Origin of the sequence: uncultured Psychroserpens sp., assembly GCF_947503375.1 — a bacterium.
Lineage (GTDB): Bacteria > Bacteroidota > Bacteroidia > Flavobacteriales > Flavobacteriaceae > Psychroserpens.
Genome location: NZ_CANNDQ010000008.1, coordinates 1 through 17,265, shown reverse-complemented (window position 1 = coordinate 17,265; position 17,265 = coordinate 1). Strand labels below are relative to the sequence as shown.

The 17,265-nt window shown below is 32.6% G+C and carries 17 protein-coding genes; 12 read left to right on the top strand and 5 right to left on the bottom strand.

Going from position 1 to position 17,265, the window contains the following annotated elements:
• The first annotated feature begins 21 nt into the window (after positions 1-21).
• Positions 22-1,041 carry a type IX secretion system protein PorQ gene (gene porQ / locus Q0876_RS13430; protein ID WP_299228729.1) on the top strand — a complete coding sequence of 340 codons (1,020 nt, stop codon included), beginning with the start codon at positions 22-24 and terminating at the stop codon, positions 1,039-1,041.
• Positions 1,038-1,736: a (d)CMP kinase gene (gene cmk / locus Q0876_RS13425; RefSeq protein WP_299228727.1), complete on the top strand. Its 699-nt coding sequence runs from the start codon at positions 1,038-1,040 to the stop codon at positions 1,734-1,736. Before porQ ends, cmk begins: the two co-directional genes overlap by 4 nt.
• 61 nt (positions 1,737-1,797) lie before the next feature.
• Here cmk and Q0876_RS13420 read toward each other — a convergent pair whose 3' ends face one another.
• Positions 1,798-2,175, bottom strand: a complete 378-nt coding sequence (locus tag Q0876_RS13420) for a LysM peptidoglycan-binding domain-containing protein (protein WP_299228725.1) — start codon at positions 2,173-2,175, stop codon at positions 1,798-1,800.
• A gap of 287 nt (positions 2,176-2,462) precedes the next feature.
• Here Q0876_RS13420 and rpsA point away from each other — a divergent pair, with 287 nt between their 5' ends.
• The 6 genes from rpsA to Q0876_RS13390 all read left to right on the top strand — a co-directional run bounded on the left by rpsA (position 2,463) and on the right by Q0876_RS13390 (position 8,892).
• Positions 2,463-4,316 (top strand): 30S ribosomal protein S1, encoded by a 1,854-nt coding sequence (rpsA, locus tag Q0876_RS13415; protein ID WP_299228723.1) that lies wholly within the window; start codon positions 2,463-2,465, stop codon positions 4,314-4,316.
• Between the two features lie 126 nt (positions 4,317-4,442).
• Positions 4,443-6,062 carry a S8 family peptidase gene (locus Q0876_RS13410; RefSeq protein ID WP_299228721.1) on the top strand — a complete coding sequence of 540 codons (1,620 nt, stop codon included), beginning with the start codon at positions 4,443-4,445 and terminating at the stop codon, positions 6,060-6,062.
• 103 nt (positions 6,063-6,165) lie between these two features.
• Positions 6,166-6,705 carry a bifunctional pyr operon transcriptional regulator/uracil phosphoribosyltransferase PyrR gene (gene pyrR, locus Q0876_RS13405; RefSeq protein WP_299228719.1) on the top strand — a complete coding sequence of 180 codons (540 nt, stop codon included), beginning with the start codon at positions 6,166-6,168 and terminating at the stop codon, positions 6,703-6,705.
• A 5-nt stretch (positions 6,706-6,710) separates the two neighbouring features.
• Positions 6,711-7,640: an aspartate carbamoyltransferase catalytic subunit gene (locus Q0876_RS13400; protein WP_299228718.1), complete on the top strand. Its 930-nt coding sequence runs from the start codon at positions 6,711-6,713 to the stop codon at positions 7,638-7,640.
• A 4-nt stretch (positions 7,641-7,644) separates the two neighbouring features.
• Positions 7,645-7,977, top strand: coding sequence for a ribonuclease Z (locus tag Q0876_RS13395; protein ID WP_299228716.1), 333 nt, complete (start codon positions 7,645-7,647; stop codon positions 7,975-7,977).
• Positions 7,978-7,983: 6 nt separating this feature from the next.
• On the top strand, positions 7,984-8,892 hold the full coding sequence (locus Q0876_RS13390; RefSeq protein WP_299228714.1) for a ribonuclease Z: 909 nt from the start codon (positions 7,984-7,986) through the stop codon (positions 8,890-8,892).
• Here Q0876_RS13390 and Q0876_RS13385 read toward each other — a convergent pair.
• A complete protein-coding gene (locus tag Q0876_RS13385) occupies positions 8,889-9,314 on the bottom strand; it encodes a hypothetical protein (protein ID WP_299228712.1) in 426 nt (141 codons plus the stop codon). The genes Q0876_RS13390 and Q0876_RS13385 overlap by 4 nt on opposite strands.
• Positions 9,315-9,397: 83 nt before the next feature.
• On the opposite strand from Q0876_RS13385, the gene pdxH reads away from it, so the two are divergent.
• From pdxH to Q0876_RS13365, 4 genes are all read left to right on the top strand, one after another.
• A complete protein-coding gene (pdxH, locus tag Q0876_RS13380; RefSeq protein ID WP_299228710.1) occupies positions 9,398-10,045 on the top strand; it encodes a pyridoxamine 5'-phosphate oxidase in 648 nt (215 codons plus the stop codon).
• A 198-nt stretch (positions 10,046-10,243) separates the two neighbouring features.
• Entirely contained in the window at positions 10,244-10,738 is a 495-nt protein-coding gene (locus Q0876_RS13375; protein ID WP_299228708.1) for a CAP domain-containing protein, read from the top strand.
• A gap of 176 nt (positions 10,739-10,914) precedes the next feature.
• Positions 10,915-11,703 carry an AraC family transcriptional regulator gene (locus Q0876_RS13370; protein ID WP_299228706.1) on the top strand — a complete coding sequence of 263 codons (789 nt, stop codon included), beginning with the start codon at positions 10,915-10,917 and terminating at the stop codon, positions 11,701-11,703.
• Positions 11,704-11,771: 68 nt separating this feature from the next.
• Entirely contained in the window at positions 11,772-12,662 is an 891-nt protein-coding gene (locus Q0876_RS13365; protein ID WP_299228704.1) for a hypothetical protein, read from the top strand.
• 318 nt (positions 12,663-12,980) lie between these two features.
• On the opposite strand, the gene Q0876_RS13360 is transcribed toward Q0876_RS13365, so the two are convergent.
• From Q0876_RS13360 to Q0876_RS13350, 3 genes are all read right to left on the bottom strand, one after another.
• Complete coding sequence (locus Q0876_RS13360; RefSeq protein ID WP_299228703.1) at positions 12,981-14,909, bottom strand: OmpA family protein; 1,929 nt, start codon at positions 14,907-14,909, stop codon at positions 12,981-12,983.
• Positions 14,910-14,919: 10 nt separating this feature from the next.
• On the bottom strand, positions 14,920-15,837 hold the full coding sequence (locus Q0876_RS13355; protein ID WP_299228701.1) for a type IX secretion system membrane protein PorP/SprF: 918 nt from the start codon (positions 15,835-15,837) through the stop codon (positions 14,920-14,922).
• A 13-nt stretch (positions 15,838-15,850) separates the two neighbouring features.
• Positions 15,851-17,265, bottom strand: a 1,415-nt coding sequence (locus Q0876_RS13350) for a gliding motility-associated C-terminal domain-containing protein (protein ID WP_299228698.1), incomplete at its 5' end; no start/stop codon positions are given.

Below are 17,265 nucleotides of genomic sequence, written 5' to 3'. Positions count from 1 at the left end.
TTATTTACTTTGCAAACTTATATGTTAAAGAAGATTACCACGTATTGTTGTCTGCTAATGACTGTCTTTAGTTTTGCCCAAGTAGGAGGTGAAGCTACTTTTCAGTTTTTAAATTTGGTATCCTCACCAAGACAAGCTGCATTAGGTGGAAAAATCATCACTAACTATGATTATGATGTGACTGGAGGTCTTTTCAATCCAGCAAGCATTAACGATCAAATGGATAATCAGCTTGCCGTCAACTATTCTAGTTATCTCGGTGGTATTAGTTATGGTACAGCTGCATATGCATATACATGGGACAGGCATGTTCAAACTTTGCATATCGGAATGACCTATATAAATTATGGCGAATTCGATGGATATGATCAAAATGGAGTATCTACTGGAACCTTTACAGGAAATGAAGCTGCTTTATCTGCTGGATATGCTTACCAAATTCCTTTTACCGATTTCTACATTGGAGCAAATGCAAAAATCATTACATCTAAATTAGAACAGTACAACTCAATAGGTATAGCTGCAGATCTTGGCGCCATGTATATCAATGAACGTTTAGATTTTCATGCTGCTTTGACCATAAGAAATATTGGAACACAAATAGTCACTTATGCAGGTCTTAATGAAAAGTTACCATTAGAAATAGATTTAGGTTTGTCTCAAACGCTAGAAAATGTACCTTTGCGATGGCATTTAACATTTGAAAACCTTCAAAGATGGCCTATTGCAGTATCAAACCCAGCTAGAGCTACTACAGATCTTGATGGTAACCAAACTCAAGAAGAAGTAGGGTTTTTAAGTGAGGTATTACGACATACAATTATTGGTGCAGAATTGTTTCCTGAACGAGGATTTAGTATACGCATGGGTTATAATTTTAGAAGAGCAGAAGAATTACGTATTGAAGAACAACGCAATTTTTCTGGGTTGTCATTTGGAATAGGAGTCAAGCTTAACAAAATGCGGTTTAGTTATTCACATGCCAGATACTCAAGTGCATCAAATACAAGTTTCTTTGGTTTGCAAATCGATTTACGATGAATCATAAAATTACCATAGCTATAGATGGTTTTTCTTCAACAGGAAAAAGCACAGTTGCAAAGCGCTTAGCAAAACGATTGGGTTATGTATACGTAGATTCTGGAGCAATGTATCGAGCAGTTACACTTTACGCAATGCAAAACGAATTGATAAATTCTGAGTTAGTTAACAAAGCTCAGCTTATAGAACAGTTAGAAGGCATAGAAATTGATTTTAAATTCAATGAAGATTTGGGTTTTGCAGAAGTATACCTTAATGGTCAAAACGTTGAAAAACAAATTAGAACCTTAGAGGTATCACAATTTGTAAGTCAGATAGCTACAATTTCAGAAGTAAGAGAGCAACTGGTAAGGCAACAACAAAAATTTGGTAAGCACAAAGGTGTTGTAATGGATGGTCGTGATATTGGTACTGTGGTTTTTCCAAAAGCAGAACTAAAATTATTTATGACAGCTTCAGCTGAAAAACGCGCACACCGTCGTTATCTAGAATTGATTGAACGTGGCGATAATGTAGATTATAATGCCGTTTTAAAAAATGTACAAACACGTGATCATATTGATACGACTAGAGCAGATTCACCATTAACAATGGCAGATGATGCCATAGAAATAGATAATTCAGATATGGGACTTGACGAACAATTTGAATATGTGCTACAATTAGCTGAAGATAAAATCAAACAATGCAACTAAAATGCTTTTCCCATTAATAAAAAAAGCGACTATTAGTCGCTTTTTTTATTTCAGTAATTTTTTACAAATTAGGAATGATTAATTCTTGATCAGGATAAATTAAATCTGGATTCTTTAAAATATCAGAATTGGCTTGAAAAATTGCCTGATACTTAGACGGGTTGCCGTAATAATGTTTAGCAATTTTGCCAAGGGTTTCGCCACTTTTTACAGTGTGTCTGTGGTATACTGAAGTATCTGCTACTTTTATGTCTGCCATTATATCTTCAGGGTTTTCTCCACCAGCAGCTTTTATGCTATCCCATAATAAGTCTTTTTCATATTGTGTATTTGCTGTTCCCCATACCTTTAATACACCATTTTCTTCTTTTACGTCTCCATCTTGGATGTTTAATTGCTCTCCTAAGTCTAATACGCCTTGGTATTTTGCTCTTACCATAATATTTAATTTTAAATTAAGTGTTAATACTAATGTAAAGATACCAATTAATGTGCCAAATATTCAATAGTTTTTAGAGCATTTTTTAACATTTTAGATTCATACAAATAGAACAGTGTCAATAAGTTAGTTTTTGTTTGTTTTATTGACTGATAAATTGTATTTTTGCGCTCCTTTTGGCGAATATTGAAAGACAAAAAGGACTATTTTAAACAAACAATAACGCTTCTGTGTGTTATTTCGCATAAATCTTTCTAAACATACAGAATACAAATTAATATTCAGACATGTCTGAAAAAGAAACAAAAAAAGCTGAAGTAGCAACTACTGAGGCTACAGCTGTTGAAACTACACAAACAGCAGAAACTCCAAAAGTATCTGAATCGCAAGCAAATCCAGAGAAATTCTTAAAAGATTTCAACTGGCATAATTACGAAGAAGGAATCGACCAAGTTGATGATAAGCAACTCGAGGAGTTTGAAAAATTAGTAGCAGAAAACTTTGTTGATACATTAGATGATGAAGTTGTTGAAGGAGAAGTTATTCATATTACTGATCGCGATGCAATTATTGACATTAATGCCAAATCTGAAGGTGTAATTTCTCTTAATGAGTTCCGCTACAATCCAAACTTAAAAGTTGGAGATAAAGTAGAAGTATTAATCGATGTACGTGAAGACGCTACAGGTCAATTGGTATTATCACACAGAAAAGCAAGAGTGATAAAAGCTTGGGATCGTGTTAATAATGCGCATGATACTGGTGAAATCGTAAATGGTTTTGTTAAGTGCAGAACTAAAGGTGGTATGATCGTAGATGTATTTGGTATTGAAGCATTCTTACCAGGTTCTCAAATTGATGTTAAGCCTATTAGAGATTACGATCAATATGTAAATAAAACTATGGAATTTAAAGTTGTTAAAATCAACCACGAATTCAAAAATATAGTTGTGTCTCATAAAGCGCTTATTGAAGCAGATATTGAAGAACAGAAAAAAGAAATTATTGGTCAATTAGAAAAGGGCCAAGTATTAGAAGGTACAGTTAAGAACATCACATCTTACGGAGTATTCATTGATCTTGGTGGTGTTGACGGATTAATTCATATCACAGATCTTTCTTGGTCTAGAATTAATCATCCAAATGAAATTGTTGAATTAGATCAGAAACTTAACGTGGTAATCTTAGACTTTGATGAAGATAAGTCTAGAATTCAGTTAGGTCTTAAACAATTAAGCAAGCATCCTTGGGAAGCTTTAGGCGAAACTGTAAAAGTTGGTGATAAAGTTAAAGGTAAAGTTGTTGTTATTGCAGATTATGGTGCATTTGTTGAAGTAGAAGAAGGTGTAGAAGGATTAGTTCATGTAAGTGAAATGTCTTGGTCAACTCATTTACGCTCTGCTCAAGATTTCGTTTCTGTTGGAGATGAAATTGAAGCTGAAATTTTAACTTTAGATAGAGAAGATCGTAAAATGTCACTTGGTATTAAACAATTGACTCCAGATCCATGGACAGATATTACAACTAAATATCCTGTAGGCTCTAAACATACAGGTGTTGTACGTAACTTTACAAACTTTGGTGTGTTTGTTGAATTAGAAGAAGGTATTGACGGATTAATCTATATCTCAGACTTATCTTGGACTAAGAAGATTAAACATCCAAGTGAGTTCTGTAACGTAGGAGATAAGTTAGATGTAGTTGTATTAGAACTTGACGTTGAAGGGCGTAAATTATCTTTAGGTCATAAGCAAACTACAGATAATCCTTGGGACAAATACGAAACTGAATTTGCTTTAGGAACTACACATACTGCTGCAATTTCTGAGATCGTTGATAAAGGAGCTACAATAGAGTTTAATGAAGATATCGTTGCTTTTGTACCTTCTCGTCACTTAGAAAAAGAAGATGGTGGTAAACTCAAAAAAGGAGAAACTGTAGATTTCAAAATCATTGAGTTCAATAAAGAGTTCAAAAGAGTAGTAGCTTCTCATACAGCTATCTTTAAAGAAGAGGAAATTGCTAATGTAAAAGCAGCTGCTAAAAAAGCAGAGGCTCAAGCAGCAGAGGCTAAACCTACACTAGGTGATGCTAATGATGCCTTACAAGCACTTAAAGATAAAATGGACGGTAAGAAGTAATCTTCTTCTAGGCATTTTAAATACTAAAAAAAGCTTCTCATTTCTGAGAAGCTTTTTTTGTTAATAACTAATTAATTTATAATGATTGCTTTTCTGTACTTTTATGAAGTAAATAAAATATTCATTATGAGGAAGTTACTATTATTTGCAATTGTCTTAATAGTCGGAAAGGCTTATACTCAAGAACCAAGTATTGTACCCAACGAGATTTTAGTTCAACTAGATAAGGGAATAAGTATGTCTCATATTACTCCGGAACTTAATGATATACCTATTTTAGAATACAAACTCATTTCAAAAGCTTTGAATATTTGGCAGATTCGTTTGTTGCCTTCAATTACTGAAAACAATGCCATTAATGCATTTTACAGAAGTAAAAATATCCTTGTTGCTCAAAAAAATCACAAAGTAACTACGAGACTTAATATACCAAATGATCAATTAATCAATCAACAGTGGCAATATTTTCAAATGAGTGATGGAGATATTGATGCTGGCGAAGCATGGGATGTCACTACTGGAGGAACTACATTAAATGGAAATCTTATCGTAGCTGCTGTTTTAGATGATGGTCATGATATTGATCATGAAGATTTTGGAGATAATATTTGGATCAATGAAGTGGAAATTCCTGATAATGATCTAGATGATGACCAAAATGGGTATGTAGATGATTATTTAGGATGGAACACAGTAGCAAACGATGGAAATATTGCTGGCGGTAGTCATGGTACTCCAGTTGCTGGTATTATTGGAGCTAAAGGTAATAATGGAATTGGAGTAGCAGGAGTTAATTGGGACGTAAAACTCATGATTATTAGAAATGATTTTGACACCAATGAAGCTGAAGTTATTGAAGCATATAGTTACGCCCTAGATGCTAGAATATTATATAACCAAACCAATGGAACTGAAGGTGCTTTTATTGTGGCAACAAATGCTTCTTGGGGAGTTGATTTTGGAAACCCAGCGAATGCACCATTATGGTGTGCATTGTATGATACATTAGGTCAAAATGGGATTTTAAGTTGTGGAGCGACGATCAACGGAAATTTTGATGTAGATATTGTTGGTGATTTACCAACCGCTTGTCCAAGTGAATATTTAATATCAGTTACAAATACAAATATTAATGATATAAAAGTAACTGATGCGGGCTATGGTGTTCAGACTATTGATCTTGGTGCTCCTGGTGAAGGTGCATTTACGACTAGTTGGAATAACGGATATGGTGGTTTTGGCGGAACATCTGGAGCAACACCACATGTTACTGGTACAATTGCATTGTTATATTCAGCTCCTTGTCAAGAACTAGCTGATCTAGCAGATAATGATCCTGCAGAAGCCGCAAGAATTGTAAGAGATTTAATACTTGATAATGTCGACTCAAATTTAAGTTTAAATGGAATTACCACTACTGGAGGTAGACTTAATGTTAATAATGCAGTGCAAGCGCTTATGGCAAATTGTGGAGCGCTATTAAATGTTACTGAATATAAAAATAACACGCCTTTTATAAATGTATATCCTAATCCATCTACTGGATTAGTTACAATTTCAAATTCTGCTAATAAACCTTTGGGAAAAATAACTATTTACGCATTAGACGGAAGGTTAGTAAAAACAATAAATTCATTTAATAACAACTCTGTTGATATCAGCGAAATGGCAGATGGTGTATATATATTTAAAATTTCATTTGAGGGAAGTAATACTACTCATAATAAAATTGTGGTCAAAAAATAATTATTTATTATAATTTTGGTACTGATAATATATGTTTGCCCGACTTTTTTAATTTCTAAATTAAAACACTTAACTTTGTCAACCAAATACGTTTGGAAACCACATGAGTCAAAAAGTGTTACTTAATGCCAAAGAGGTAAACATCATTCTTCATCGACTGGCTTGTCAACTAATTGAAAATCACAACGACTTTACGAATACAGTTCTCATAGGTTTGCAACCTAGGGGAAAGTATCTTGCAGATCGTTTAGCAGTAATTCTTAAAACAGATTATAAGATCAAAAATCTACAATTAGGGCATTTAGATATTACTTTTTTTAGAGATGATTTTAGAAGAGGTGAAAAAATATTGGAAGCCAATACTACAGATATAGACTTCTTAGTAGAGAATAAGAATATCGTATTTATAGATGATGTACTTTATACTGGGCGAAGCATTAGAGCAGCATTAACAGCAATCCAATCATTTGGTAGACCTAATGAAATTGAATTGTTAACGTTAATAGATAGACGTTTTAGTAGGCATTTACCAATTCAACCTAATTATAGAGGACGACAAGTTGATGCCATCAATGAAGAAAAAGTAAAAGTTAATTGGGTAGAGAACGAAGGTGAAGACTCAGTATATTTGATTAATAATTAATAACTATGAGCGAATTAAGTGTCAATCACTTATTAGGAATTAAATATCTAAATAAAAAAGATATCCAGTTGATTTTTGAAACGGCAGATCATTTCAAAGAAGTGATTAATAGACCAATTAAAAAAGTTCCTTCGCTTAGAGATATAACTATTGCTAATCTATTTTTTGAAAACTCTACTCGTACTAAACTTTCATTTGAATTAGCTGAAAAACGTTTGTCTGCAGATGTGATTAACTTTTCTGCTTCACAATCTTCAGTAAAAAAGGGAGAAACATTAATAGATACTGTTAATAATATTCTATCGATGAAGGTCGATATGGTAGTCATGCGTCATCCAAACCCTGGAGCAGGTGTGTTTTTATCTCAACATATTGATGCGAGTATTATAAATGCAGGTGATGGTGCTCACGAACACCCAACCCAAGCATTACTTGACTGCTATTCAATTAGAGAACGTTTAGGAGAAATAAAGGGGAAACATGTGGTTATTGTGGGTGACATATTGCATAGCAGAGTTGCACTTTCCAATATTTATGCCCTTCAATTGCTTGGTGCTAAAGTTATGGTCTGTGGTCCAAAGACGCTATTACCAAAGTATATTGAAGACTTAGGTGTAAAGGTAGAAACTGACTTGCGTAAAGCTTTAAATTGGTGTGATGTTGCAAATATGTTACGCGTACAAAACGAACGTATGGATATGAGTTATTTTCCCTCAACAAGAGAATATACAAAGTTATATGGTGTTAATAAATCACTATTGAACTCGTTAGATAAGGAAATAACAATTATGCATCCAGGACCTATCAACAGAGGTGTAGAAATTACAAGTGAAGTCGCAGATTCTAATCAAGCTATTATTCTAGATCAAGTTGAAAATGGTGTAGCCATTAGAATGGCAGTTATTTATTTACTAGCATCCAAAATAAAACATTAAAATTATGATTTTTGATAAAGACGGAAACACGACTATAATAACTCAAGAAAAAGAAACGACAACAGAACTTGTCAAAAAAATTGATGTCTTATACGAACGCTATAAAAATAATAACATTGTCATCTGTTTAACCACCTTAGATAAAATACCTTTATCTGATATTGTTGAGTTCTTGCAATTATCTAATACGCACAGGAAGGCTAAGCATTCATTTGTAATTGTAACAGATAAGACAGATCTAAACGAAACTCCAGACGAAATTGTTGTAGTTCCAACAATTCAAGAAGCATATGATATTATCGAAATGGAAGATATTGAGCGCGATCTAGGATTCTAATAGTATATGAAACTAACCATACTTGGCTGCTATAGTGCTACACCACGAACTAATACCAATCCAACTTCACAAGTACTAGAGATTAAGAACCATACATTTTTGATTGATTGCGGTGAAGGTACACAAGTAGAACTTCGCAGAAATAAAATAAAATTCAGTAGAATAAAACATATTTTTATTTCCCACTTGCATGGTGATCATTGCTTTGGTTTAGTTGGACTTGTCTCCACTTTCAGACTCTTAACAAGAGAAGCCGACTTGCATGTTTATGCGCCTAAAGGACTCAAAGAAGTCATCACACTTCAAATGAAGTTATCAGATTCTTGGACCAATTACAGACTTATTTTTCACGAATTGACATCTACAACTTCAGAGCTTATCTATGAAGATGATAAGGTAGAAGTTTATACCATTCCTCTAGAACATAGAATATATACTAATGGTTTTTTATTTAAAGAAAAACTTGGAGAACGTAAACTAGATATGAATGCTGTACTTAATGCAGATATTGAGGTTTCTTATTACAGAAAATTGAAGCAAGGGTTTGATGTTGAAAATAGACAAGGAGCTGTGGTAGAAAATAAAACGGTGACTAGAGATCCAAATAAACCAAAAAGTTATGCGTTTTGTAGTGATACTGCTTATTCAGAATCTATTTTACCCATAATTAAAGATGTAGATGTATTATATCATGAATCTACGTTTTTAGAGCAAAATAAAGAATTGGCTGAATCAACAAAGCACAGTACTGCTAAACAAGCTGCTAAAATTGCTAAAATGTCAAATTCTGGCACATTAATTTTAGGCCACTATTCTACAAGATATGATGATCTTAGTATATTTAAAAAAGAAGCTGAGCCGATTTTTAAAAATACGAAGTTAGCAGTCGATGGAAAAGTATTTAATTTTGATTAATTTGTAATTAATTCAAACTCTTCAAGTCCTTGCATCCATTCTATGGCTTCTTCGAGGCTATGACAGCGTTTCAGACTTTTCTTGAAAAATTGCTTTTCAATGGTAGCGTTCATATAATTAAGTTCATTATATGAAATTATAGCAGTAGCGATCAAGAAGTCGTGGTCGTTGTTAAAGTCTAACCAAAGCTGCGGATCAAAAGAGTATGAGTTAATACGATTGGCTATGTAACCAACCTTTAAACCTATTGTAATCTCATCAGAGAACTTGCTGATGATTTCACTTACCATGGCATGGTCAACATGAATACCTTCTTTAAGTTCTGAAATGATGAACATTTTGGTGATATAAAAATTTCCATAGGGGAGAGAAATCTTTTTGTATTCTAAGAGGTCAGAATATTTGCTATTTTCAAATTTCATTAGTAGGGATTATTGTTTAAATTTATATGAAATAAACGAAGCAAAGAAACAAAATAAAAATTAAATCCATAATTTAAGCGCTAATGAACACAGATTTAAGTAATTATAGAAAATCATACGAAAAGCAAGAGTTGCTTGAAAATAACATTAGTGATAACCCTCTAGAAGTCTTTCAAAAATGGTTTCATGAAGTTGATATCAATTTTAATACTGGTGAGACCAACGCAATGACTTTAAGTACAATCGGTTTAGATGGTTTCCCTAAAAATAGAGTAGTGCTACTTAAAAAGTTTACTCATGAAGGCTTTATTTTTTTTACTAATTATGAAAGTGAAAAGGGAAAAGCTATTTCTAAGAACCCAAACGTATGTCTTTCATTTTTTTGGCCAGAAGCCGAACGGCAAGTAATTATAAAAGGTAGGGCAGAAAAAATTTCAGAAAACTTAAGTGATGGCTATTTTGAATCAAGGCCAAGAGGTAGTCAATTAGGTGCAATAGTATCTAAGCAAAGTGATACCATTACTAGCAGAGCAAATTTGGAACAACGATTAAAAAATCTTGAAAAAGAATATGATGGAAAAGAAATACCACGACCAGATTTTTGGGGTGGTTTTATGGTAAAGCCAAATGAAATTGAATTTTGGCAAGGAAGACCTAATAGGTTACATGACAGAATTCGATTCAAATTAGATAAAAATTTAAACTGGATCATGGAACGACTATCCCCATAAATCTCAAAATTATATTTTCGATGAAATACATATTACTACCGGTGTATTACATTTTTTTACATTCAAAACGTGTATTTCATCGATGATTTACATATATTTTCGATGAAATGCATGTATTTTATCGATTTTAACATATTGTTAACAGTATCTTTCTAATGAGCATTCTATTTTAGAGTACCAAATCTAAAAACCGCTCTTATGAAACCTACAAAATTACTGCCTTTTTTGGCACTATTAGCTTTGTTAACGTTCTCATGTTCAACTGAAGATTTTCCAGAAGAAACAATTGATAACATAGAACTACAAAATGCACCAACACCTAAAACTATAGAAATTGAAATTTTAGAGCTCATCAATGCTCATAGAATAGAAATAGGTTTAAATCCGTTAAATAATCATAATATCATTAAAGCTGTGGCATTTACACATACAGATTACATGGTAGAGGTTGATAATGTATCTCACGATAATTTTTTTCAACGTAAAAATAGTTTAATGCAAAACGCTTCTGCTACTAGAGTATCAGAAAACGTAGCCTATGCGTTCAGTTCAGCGCAATCTGTTGTTAATGCTTGGATCAACAGCGATGGCCATAGAGCCAATATTGAAGGTGATTTTACTGACTTTGACATATCTGCAGAGCAAAACGCGCAAGGTAAATGGTATTTTACAAATATTTTCATTAAACGATAATACACTTTAAAAACTTGATTAATAGCAAACCATTGTTTTTAAGCCACAGCATGTCTGTGGCTTTTTTATTTTTAACATTTAGCATTGTGAATGCACTTGTTAATTAACAAAATATTGAGATTTCCATAAAATCTATTTAATACATTTGAGTACTAACCTTTGCTAAATTATTCAAAATGTATAATGAGTCTTTAATAGTCAAGCAATATCCTTCTAGATTTTTGAAGCAATACATTAGCAATATATACATCTACCATTTTAAAAGTAGTAATAAGACGCTTTTACACCCAAAGGGTGTATTTGAAATGGTAATTCAAGGAAATTCAGATATTCAACACAGTACATCTTATTCTGATGGTTGGGAAACAAGACCAAAAAATTTCATTGGAGGTCTTCATAGTAAATCATATTACGTTAAGCCAGAAAAGTCTAATAATCTTTCAGTAATAAGCGTAGAGTTTAAACCAGATGCTACCAAGTATTTCATTCCGGAAAAATTAAATAGATTTCAAAATAAACTAGTAGAGTTATCTCAAATTTGGAATGATAGTAATCTTCTTATATCAAGAATAGAAGCAGCAAAAACTGATACCGAAAGAGTAAATTGTATCGAAAATTTTCTTAAATCAAAAGTAGAGAATAGAAAAGATTCTACCATAGATAAAGTTTTGCAATATATTCATAACAGTAACGGCTTTATAGAAGTAGGTCAGCTTCTAGATGTAGTAAAATTAAGTAGCTCGCAATTTAGAAAGCGATTTAATGAAGAAATAGGTACTTCACCAAGCCAATATTGTAAAATTCAAAGAGCCAATACTAGCTTAAAACTCTTAAAGGATAAATCGTATAATTCTTTAACTGGACTAGCTTATGATTTGGGATATTTTGATCAGTCACATTTTATAAAAGATTTTAAATCTGTAATAGGATTTTCTCCTAAACAAATTTATCAATTATATACTTAAGCCATAGGCGTTTTTTACATTTTTATTTAGGTCTAATATGATATTTTAGAGTTTTAATATTAGATGATATGTATAAAAAATATTCAATAGCAACAGTTATAAGTATGGTTTGTTTGTGTTTTGTTTACGGACAAAATAATGACGATAAAATGTTAGCCCATTTTAATGCTGCCGATTATTCAGCCTGTATTGATGTTTGTGATTCAATATTGACGGTAGATAAGGCAAATGCTAAAGCAAATTTTTTTAAGGGTGCTTCATTGATTAGAACGAAAAACTATAATACAGCTGAAGCTTATATGTTGAAAGCTAAAGAAAATAATTTTCAACCTGCTGTCTTTGTAAATTCTAATTTATTAAGAATGTATGCTGGACAGCAAAAATCTGAACTAGTTTTGCGTCAACTAAATGAGATGGTTAGTAACGGATTTAATAGTATGGCAGTATTGAAAACTGAAGAGTTTGATTATTTAAATGATAATAAAGAATTTGAAAATTTAAGATCAAAAGTTGATGCCAGTGCTAATCCTTGTAAATATGGTGCAGAATATAAAAAACTAGATTTTTGGCTAGGTGAGTGGGATGTTTATGTAAAAGGAAAAAAAACTGCAGATAGTTATATCACTAAAAGTGAAGGTGGTTGTACATTACATGAAGACTATAGAACTTTAGGTGGTTATTTTGGTAGAAGTATGAATTATTATGATGCCGCTGACCAGTTATACACTCAAATATGGATTGATAAGAATAATGGTAAAATTGAGTTCAAAGAAACTAGCGCAAAGGAAGGTTATTTAATGATGATGTCTGATCAAGGAGATGGTAACCTAATACGAATGAGTTATGAAAAAGATAATGAAACAGGAAATGTAACTCAAATTATGGAAAGCTCCAGTGATGAAGGAAAAACGTGGAATTTAAACTTTAATGGTGTTTATAAACTAAAAAAGACTAACTAATAATATTAATTATGCCAACAAACATAAGAAAGATTTTGATTCATAGTTTAATTGATTTGTATTAGCCTACATTTCTTCAGAATTCAATTATTTTGTTGGCTTTTTTATTAAAAAATAAGTCTCAGGTTGGATGACATCTTAAGCCTAGCTTCCGTTAGTTAGGAACGAATTAAGATCTTCTAATGTAATGTCTAATACATTAGGGGCTTACTAGAATGTATGGTTAATAAATTCAGTCTTGAGACTTTTTTATGATTAATAGTAAAAAGCAGGCTATTTCATAGCCTGCTTTTCTAGTTATAAAAATAGAGGGAAAGCTTATTCTTTTAAAATATAGAAGTATGAACGTCTATTTAATTGATGCTCTTCTTTACTACATTTCACACCATTAGAACACTTATTCAATAATTGTGATTCACCATAACCAATAGCACTCTCAATTCTTTCAGCAGCAATACCTCTAGAAATAATATAATCTCTAGTTGATTTTGCTCTTCTGTCTGATAATTTCATATTATATCTGTCACTACCTCGACTATCAGTATGTGATTCAATTTTGATGACCATTGTTGGGTGAGCTCTCATAACATCAACAATATTTTCAAGTTCATATTGAGCATCAGTTCTGATATTCCATTTGTCAAAGTCAAAGAATATTGGGTTGATAACAATTTGGTTGTCCTTTATTAAAGGTTCTAAATTTAAGTCAACCTCAGTGACCTTTTCATTTTCATTATTGGTAGAAACCGTTTTTTTATCATCTTTATAATCTTCTTTGCTACCAACAATAGTATATTTCTTATCACAGTCTACCATAAATTGATATTCACCATTCTCGTTAGATTCAACTTCTTCTAGAACTTTTCCAACCTCATTAATTAATTTTACGGTAACACCTGTTAAAATTTCATTAGTGTTACTATTTCTTGTAATACCTTTAATTGTTTGAATACAGATACTTGCATCAAAGCTATATATATCATCACTACCTTGGCCATCTGGTCTGTTAGACGAAAAGTAGCCTGTTTTATCATTTTCATTTTCTGAATCATTCAAGAAAAAGGCAAAATCATCATAACCACTATTGTATGGTGCGCCAAGATTTTCAGATTCTGCGGTACTATCTTTAAGGATGTCAGACTTGAAAATATCTAATAAACCTAAGTTCAAATGCCCATCAGATGAAAAGTAAAACGTACTATCTTTACTTACAAAAGGAAACATTTCACGTCCTTCAGTATTTATTTTTTCACCCAGATTTTCAGGTTCAGAGTAGGTATTATCTCCTGTAATTTCTACCTTGTAGATATCTGTTTGTCCTAAACCTCCATCACGATCTGAAACAAAATATAAAGTTTTGTTATCAGGACTCAGTGTAGGGTGACCTGTTGAAAAAATGTCATCATTGAATGGAAGCTCAACAATATCTGTCCAGATTTCACCTACAAGAGAAGCTCTATACAGTTTAAGGTGAGTGGTTCCTTTTTTATCATATTGTACTTTATTCTTCTTGCTCACGTTATCTCTAGTAAAATACATAGTTTTGCCATCATTTGTTATTGCTATTGAAGCTTCGTGATAATCTGTATTTACTTTTTCAGCATTTAAAAAATCGGCACTACCATAACTAATGGAATCACCATCTTTATTTATTGCAACGCTATAAAGATCTAGAAAAGGCTCCTGGTTCCAACTATAAAGTTTCTTCTCGTCAGTATTTCGAGCAGAAGCAAAGTATAGTTGGTCATTATACACATATGAACCAAAATCTGAATATTTTGAATTAAATGGAAGGTTTATAAGTTTAACGATGCGATCATTCTCTGTTTTTGCTAATTCATTGTATTTAGCAATATTTTCTGGATCATAATCTTTAGCTCTAGTGTCGTTATTTTGAATCTCAGTAAATTTTTTCATCCATTCATTGGCTTCAGTATATTTCCCTAAGCTTCGTAAAGATTGAATGTATTTATAAATATATTCAGGATTGACTTTCTCATCGTATTTTTTCAAAGCCTTTTCATACCACAACGCAGCTTCTTCAGACTTAGAGTTGTTATAATAGCAGTCTCCAAGGCGCGTTAAAACGTGCAGACTTGTATCTCCTTTTTTAAGAACTTCTTTGTAAAGTTCGGTTGCTTTTACATAGCCATAATTGCCAAAAAACTTATCAGCTAGCTTTTCTTGAGCAATCATGAATGTGCTACTGAGCACAAAAAATAATAGTAAAGATTTTGTTTTCATCATGATTAAGTTTTTAGAAGTATCTAGGCGATTTAATACGTTTGCTTTTAAAGATTTCGAACATTAATAAAACTTCGTGTGTTCCACTAGTATATGGTCTTAGGTCAGATAAAGGGTATTCATAGGCATAACCTATTCTCAATTGTTTTGAGACTTGAAAATCGGCAATGCCACCAAGAGCAGATGCTCTTTCATTTACTCTATATGCACCACCTAACCAGAACTTTTCATGAAACAAAAAGTTGGCTGTAATATCAAAAGATAAAGGTGCGCCATTGGTAGCTTTTAATAGCATGGCTGGCTTAAATTTAGTATTTGCACTTATATCAAATACATAACCACCAGTAAAATAATAACTTATTCGCTCTAAAGCCTCAAATTCTGCATCACCAGTATAATCAGTATTCAAAATTCTTGGAGCTGAAAGCCCTAAGTACCATCTGTTACTATGCCAATAAACACCAGTACCAATATTAGGTTTCCAACGATCTTCAAAACCAAAGATTACTGGGTCATTTGCTTCAGAAAGTTGAAAATCTGGATCAAGACTAAAACTGGTGAAACCAGCTTTTAAACCAAAGGCTAATTGACTATTTTCACTTACTTGAATAGTATATGAGAAGTCACCATATAGATAAGAGAAATTTTGAAATCCTAATTCATCATTTATGAATGAAACACCAATTCCAATTTTTTCATTTCTCAACGGTGTATGTATAGATAGCGTTTGTGTAGTAGGACCTCCTTCAAGACCTACCCACTGGCTTCTATGCAAACCTACAACACTCAATGTTTCTCTACTACCAGCATAAGCAGGGTTAATAGAAATCGTGTTGTACATATACTGAGTAAACTGTGGAAGCTGTTGTGCAGCTCCGAACCAGCAATTAAGCAGTATAAACGCTATAATATTAAACTTTACTAATTTCATTTTAGGTTAAGATTTAGTTTGTTGATACATAGATTGGGCCTGTGAAAGGTCTTAATCCACTGTTTCTTAAATTAATTACATAATAATATGTTCCTGTTGGCACGTATCCAGAACTTCCAATAGAAGCTCTAGAGGCAACACCATTCCAGTCATTTTGATAATCTGAGTTGTCATATATTTTTGCTCCCCAACGATTGAATATTTGCAATTCGATAACGAACCCACAATCTTCCACACCAGTAATGGTAAAGAATTCATTAATATTATCGTTGTTCACTGTCACGGCTTTAGAAATAATTACATCTCCTTCGCCACATGGAAGAACCACACATTCATCATCAATAGTAATTGTAACTTCAGTTTCACTTGGGCAAATTCCGCCAACAGTATATGTGAAAACATAATCACCTAGATCAGCTTCAGTAAATTCTCCATTACTATCTAGCAGTGATGATGGATTGAATAAACTTCCATCTATAGTTGCATTGCCAGAAGTAACTGTCCATATACCATCAGTATCAAAACTTCCAGAGAGTAAACTAAATAGATCAAATTCAAAGTCATCTTCAATACAAAGTGTTGTATCAACTGCATCGATTATGCTCTCTACGCTTACATTAATGATCTGAGAATAAATAGCTTCATTTCCACATTCATCACCAACTAACCATTCTCTTATGATCATATAATCTTCAGTAGTTCCATCAGAAGTTGAGTTTTCAGTAAATGAAACACTTATATTAGTTGAACAAGCATCTTCAAATACCAATTCTGGCACTACAGGAATTTCATTACAAACAACAAATATTTCATCTTCTAAATCGGAAACTAAGCTTGGCGCTGTAGTATCTTGAATGGTAATGGTTTGTACAAGTGTTGTTGTATTATCACAGTCATCAGTTAATGTCCAAGTTCTAGTAATCACAGATTCATTAGCACAAGCGCCATCAGCAACAGCATCAGAGAATGTAGCCTCTAGACCAGTAGAACAGTTATCAGCTTCATCAGTTACATCACCAGTAAGCGTAAGCTCATTAGGATCTTGATCACATTCGATAGCGATATCAGCAGGTACAGTAAATGTAGGTGCAATGTTATCTACAACTGTGATTATTTGATTGAAAGTGGTTGTGTTAAGACAATCATCTTCCAGTCTCCAGACTCTGGTTATTACCAGCTCGTTAGCACAATCGCCAATAGCAATATTATCTGTAAATGTTGCGTCTAAGCCAGTAGAACAGTTATCAGCTTCATCAGTTACATCACCAGTAATTGTTAGGTCATTTGAATCTTGATTACAATCCAAAGTAATATCTACAGGTACAGTAAATGTAGGTGCTGTAGTATCTTGAATGGTAATGGTTTGTACAAGTGTTGTTGTATTATCACAGTCATCAGTTAATGTCCAAGTTCTAGTAATCACAGATT

What these genes read in the sequence shown, in the direction of transcription:
- porQ (WP_299228729.1), top strand. Translation starts at nt 22, where the DNA reads ATGTTAAAGAAGATTACCACGTATTGTTGTCTGCTAATGACTGTCTTT.
- cmk (WP_299228727.1), top strand. Translation starts at nt 1,038, where the DNA reads ATGAATCATAAAATTACCATAGCTATAGATGGTTTTTCTTCAACAGGA.
- Q0876_RS13420 (WP_299228725.1), bottom strand. Translation starts at nt 2,175, where the DNA reads ATGGTAAGAGCAAAATACCAAGGCGTATTAGACTTAGGAGAGCAATTA.
- rpsA (WP_299228723.1), top strand. Translation starts at nt 2,463, where the DNA reads ATGTCTGAAAAAGAAACAAAAAAAGCTGAAGTAGCAACTACTGAGGCT.
- Q0876_RS13410 (WP_299228721.1), top strand. Translation starts at nt 4,443, where the DNA reads ATGAGGAAGTTACTATTATTTGCAATTGTCTTAATAGTCGGAAAGGCT.
- pyrR (WP_299228719.1), top strand. Translation starts at nt 6,166, where the DNA reads ATGAGTCAAAAAGTGTTACTTAATGCCAAAGAGGTAAACATCATTCTT.
- Q0876_RS13400 (WP_299228718.1), top strand. Translation starts at nt 6,711, where the DNA reads ATGAGCGAATTAAGTGTCAATCACTTATTAGGAATTAAATATCTAAAT.
- Q0876_RS13395 (WP_299228716.1), top strand. Translation starts at nt 7,645, where the DNA reads ATGATTTTTGATAAAGACGGAAACACGACTATAATAACTCAAGAAAAA.
- Q0876_RS13390 (WP_299228714.1), top strand. Translation starts at nt 7,984, where the DNA reads ATGAAACTAACCATACTTGGCTGCTATAGTGCTACACCACGAACTAAT.
- Q0876_RS13385 (WP_299228712.1), bottom strand. Translation starts at nt 9,314, where the DNA reads ATGAAATTTGAAAATAGCAAATATTCTGACCTCTTAGAATACAAAAAG.
- pdxH (WP_299228710.1), top strand. Translation starts at nt 9,398, where the DNA reads ATGAACACAGATTTAAGTAATTATAGAAAATCATACGAAAAGCAAGAG.
- Q0876_RS13375 (WP_299228708.1), top strand. Translation starts at nt 10,244, where the DNA reads ATGAAACCTACAAAATTACTGCCTTTTTTGGCACTATTAGCTTTGTTA.
- Q0876_RS13370 (WP_299228706.1), top strand. Translation starts at nt 10,915, where the DNA reads ATGTATAATGAGTCTTTAATAGTCAAGCAATATCCTTCTAGATTTTTG.
- Q0876_RS13365 (WP_299228704.1), top strand. Translation starts at nt 11,772, where the DNA reads ATGTATAAAAAATATTCAATAGCAACAGTTATAAGTATGGTTTGTTTG.
- Q0876_RS13360 (WP_299228703.1), bottom strand. Translation starts at nt 14,909, where the DNA reads ATGATGAAAACAAAATCTTTACTATTATTTTTTGTGCTCAGTAGCACA.
- Q0876_RS13355 (WP_299228701.1), bottom strand. Translation starts at nt 15,837, where the DNA reads ATGAAATTAGTAAAGTTTAATATTATAGCGTTTATACTGCTTAATTGC.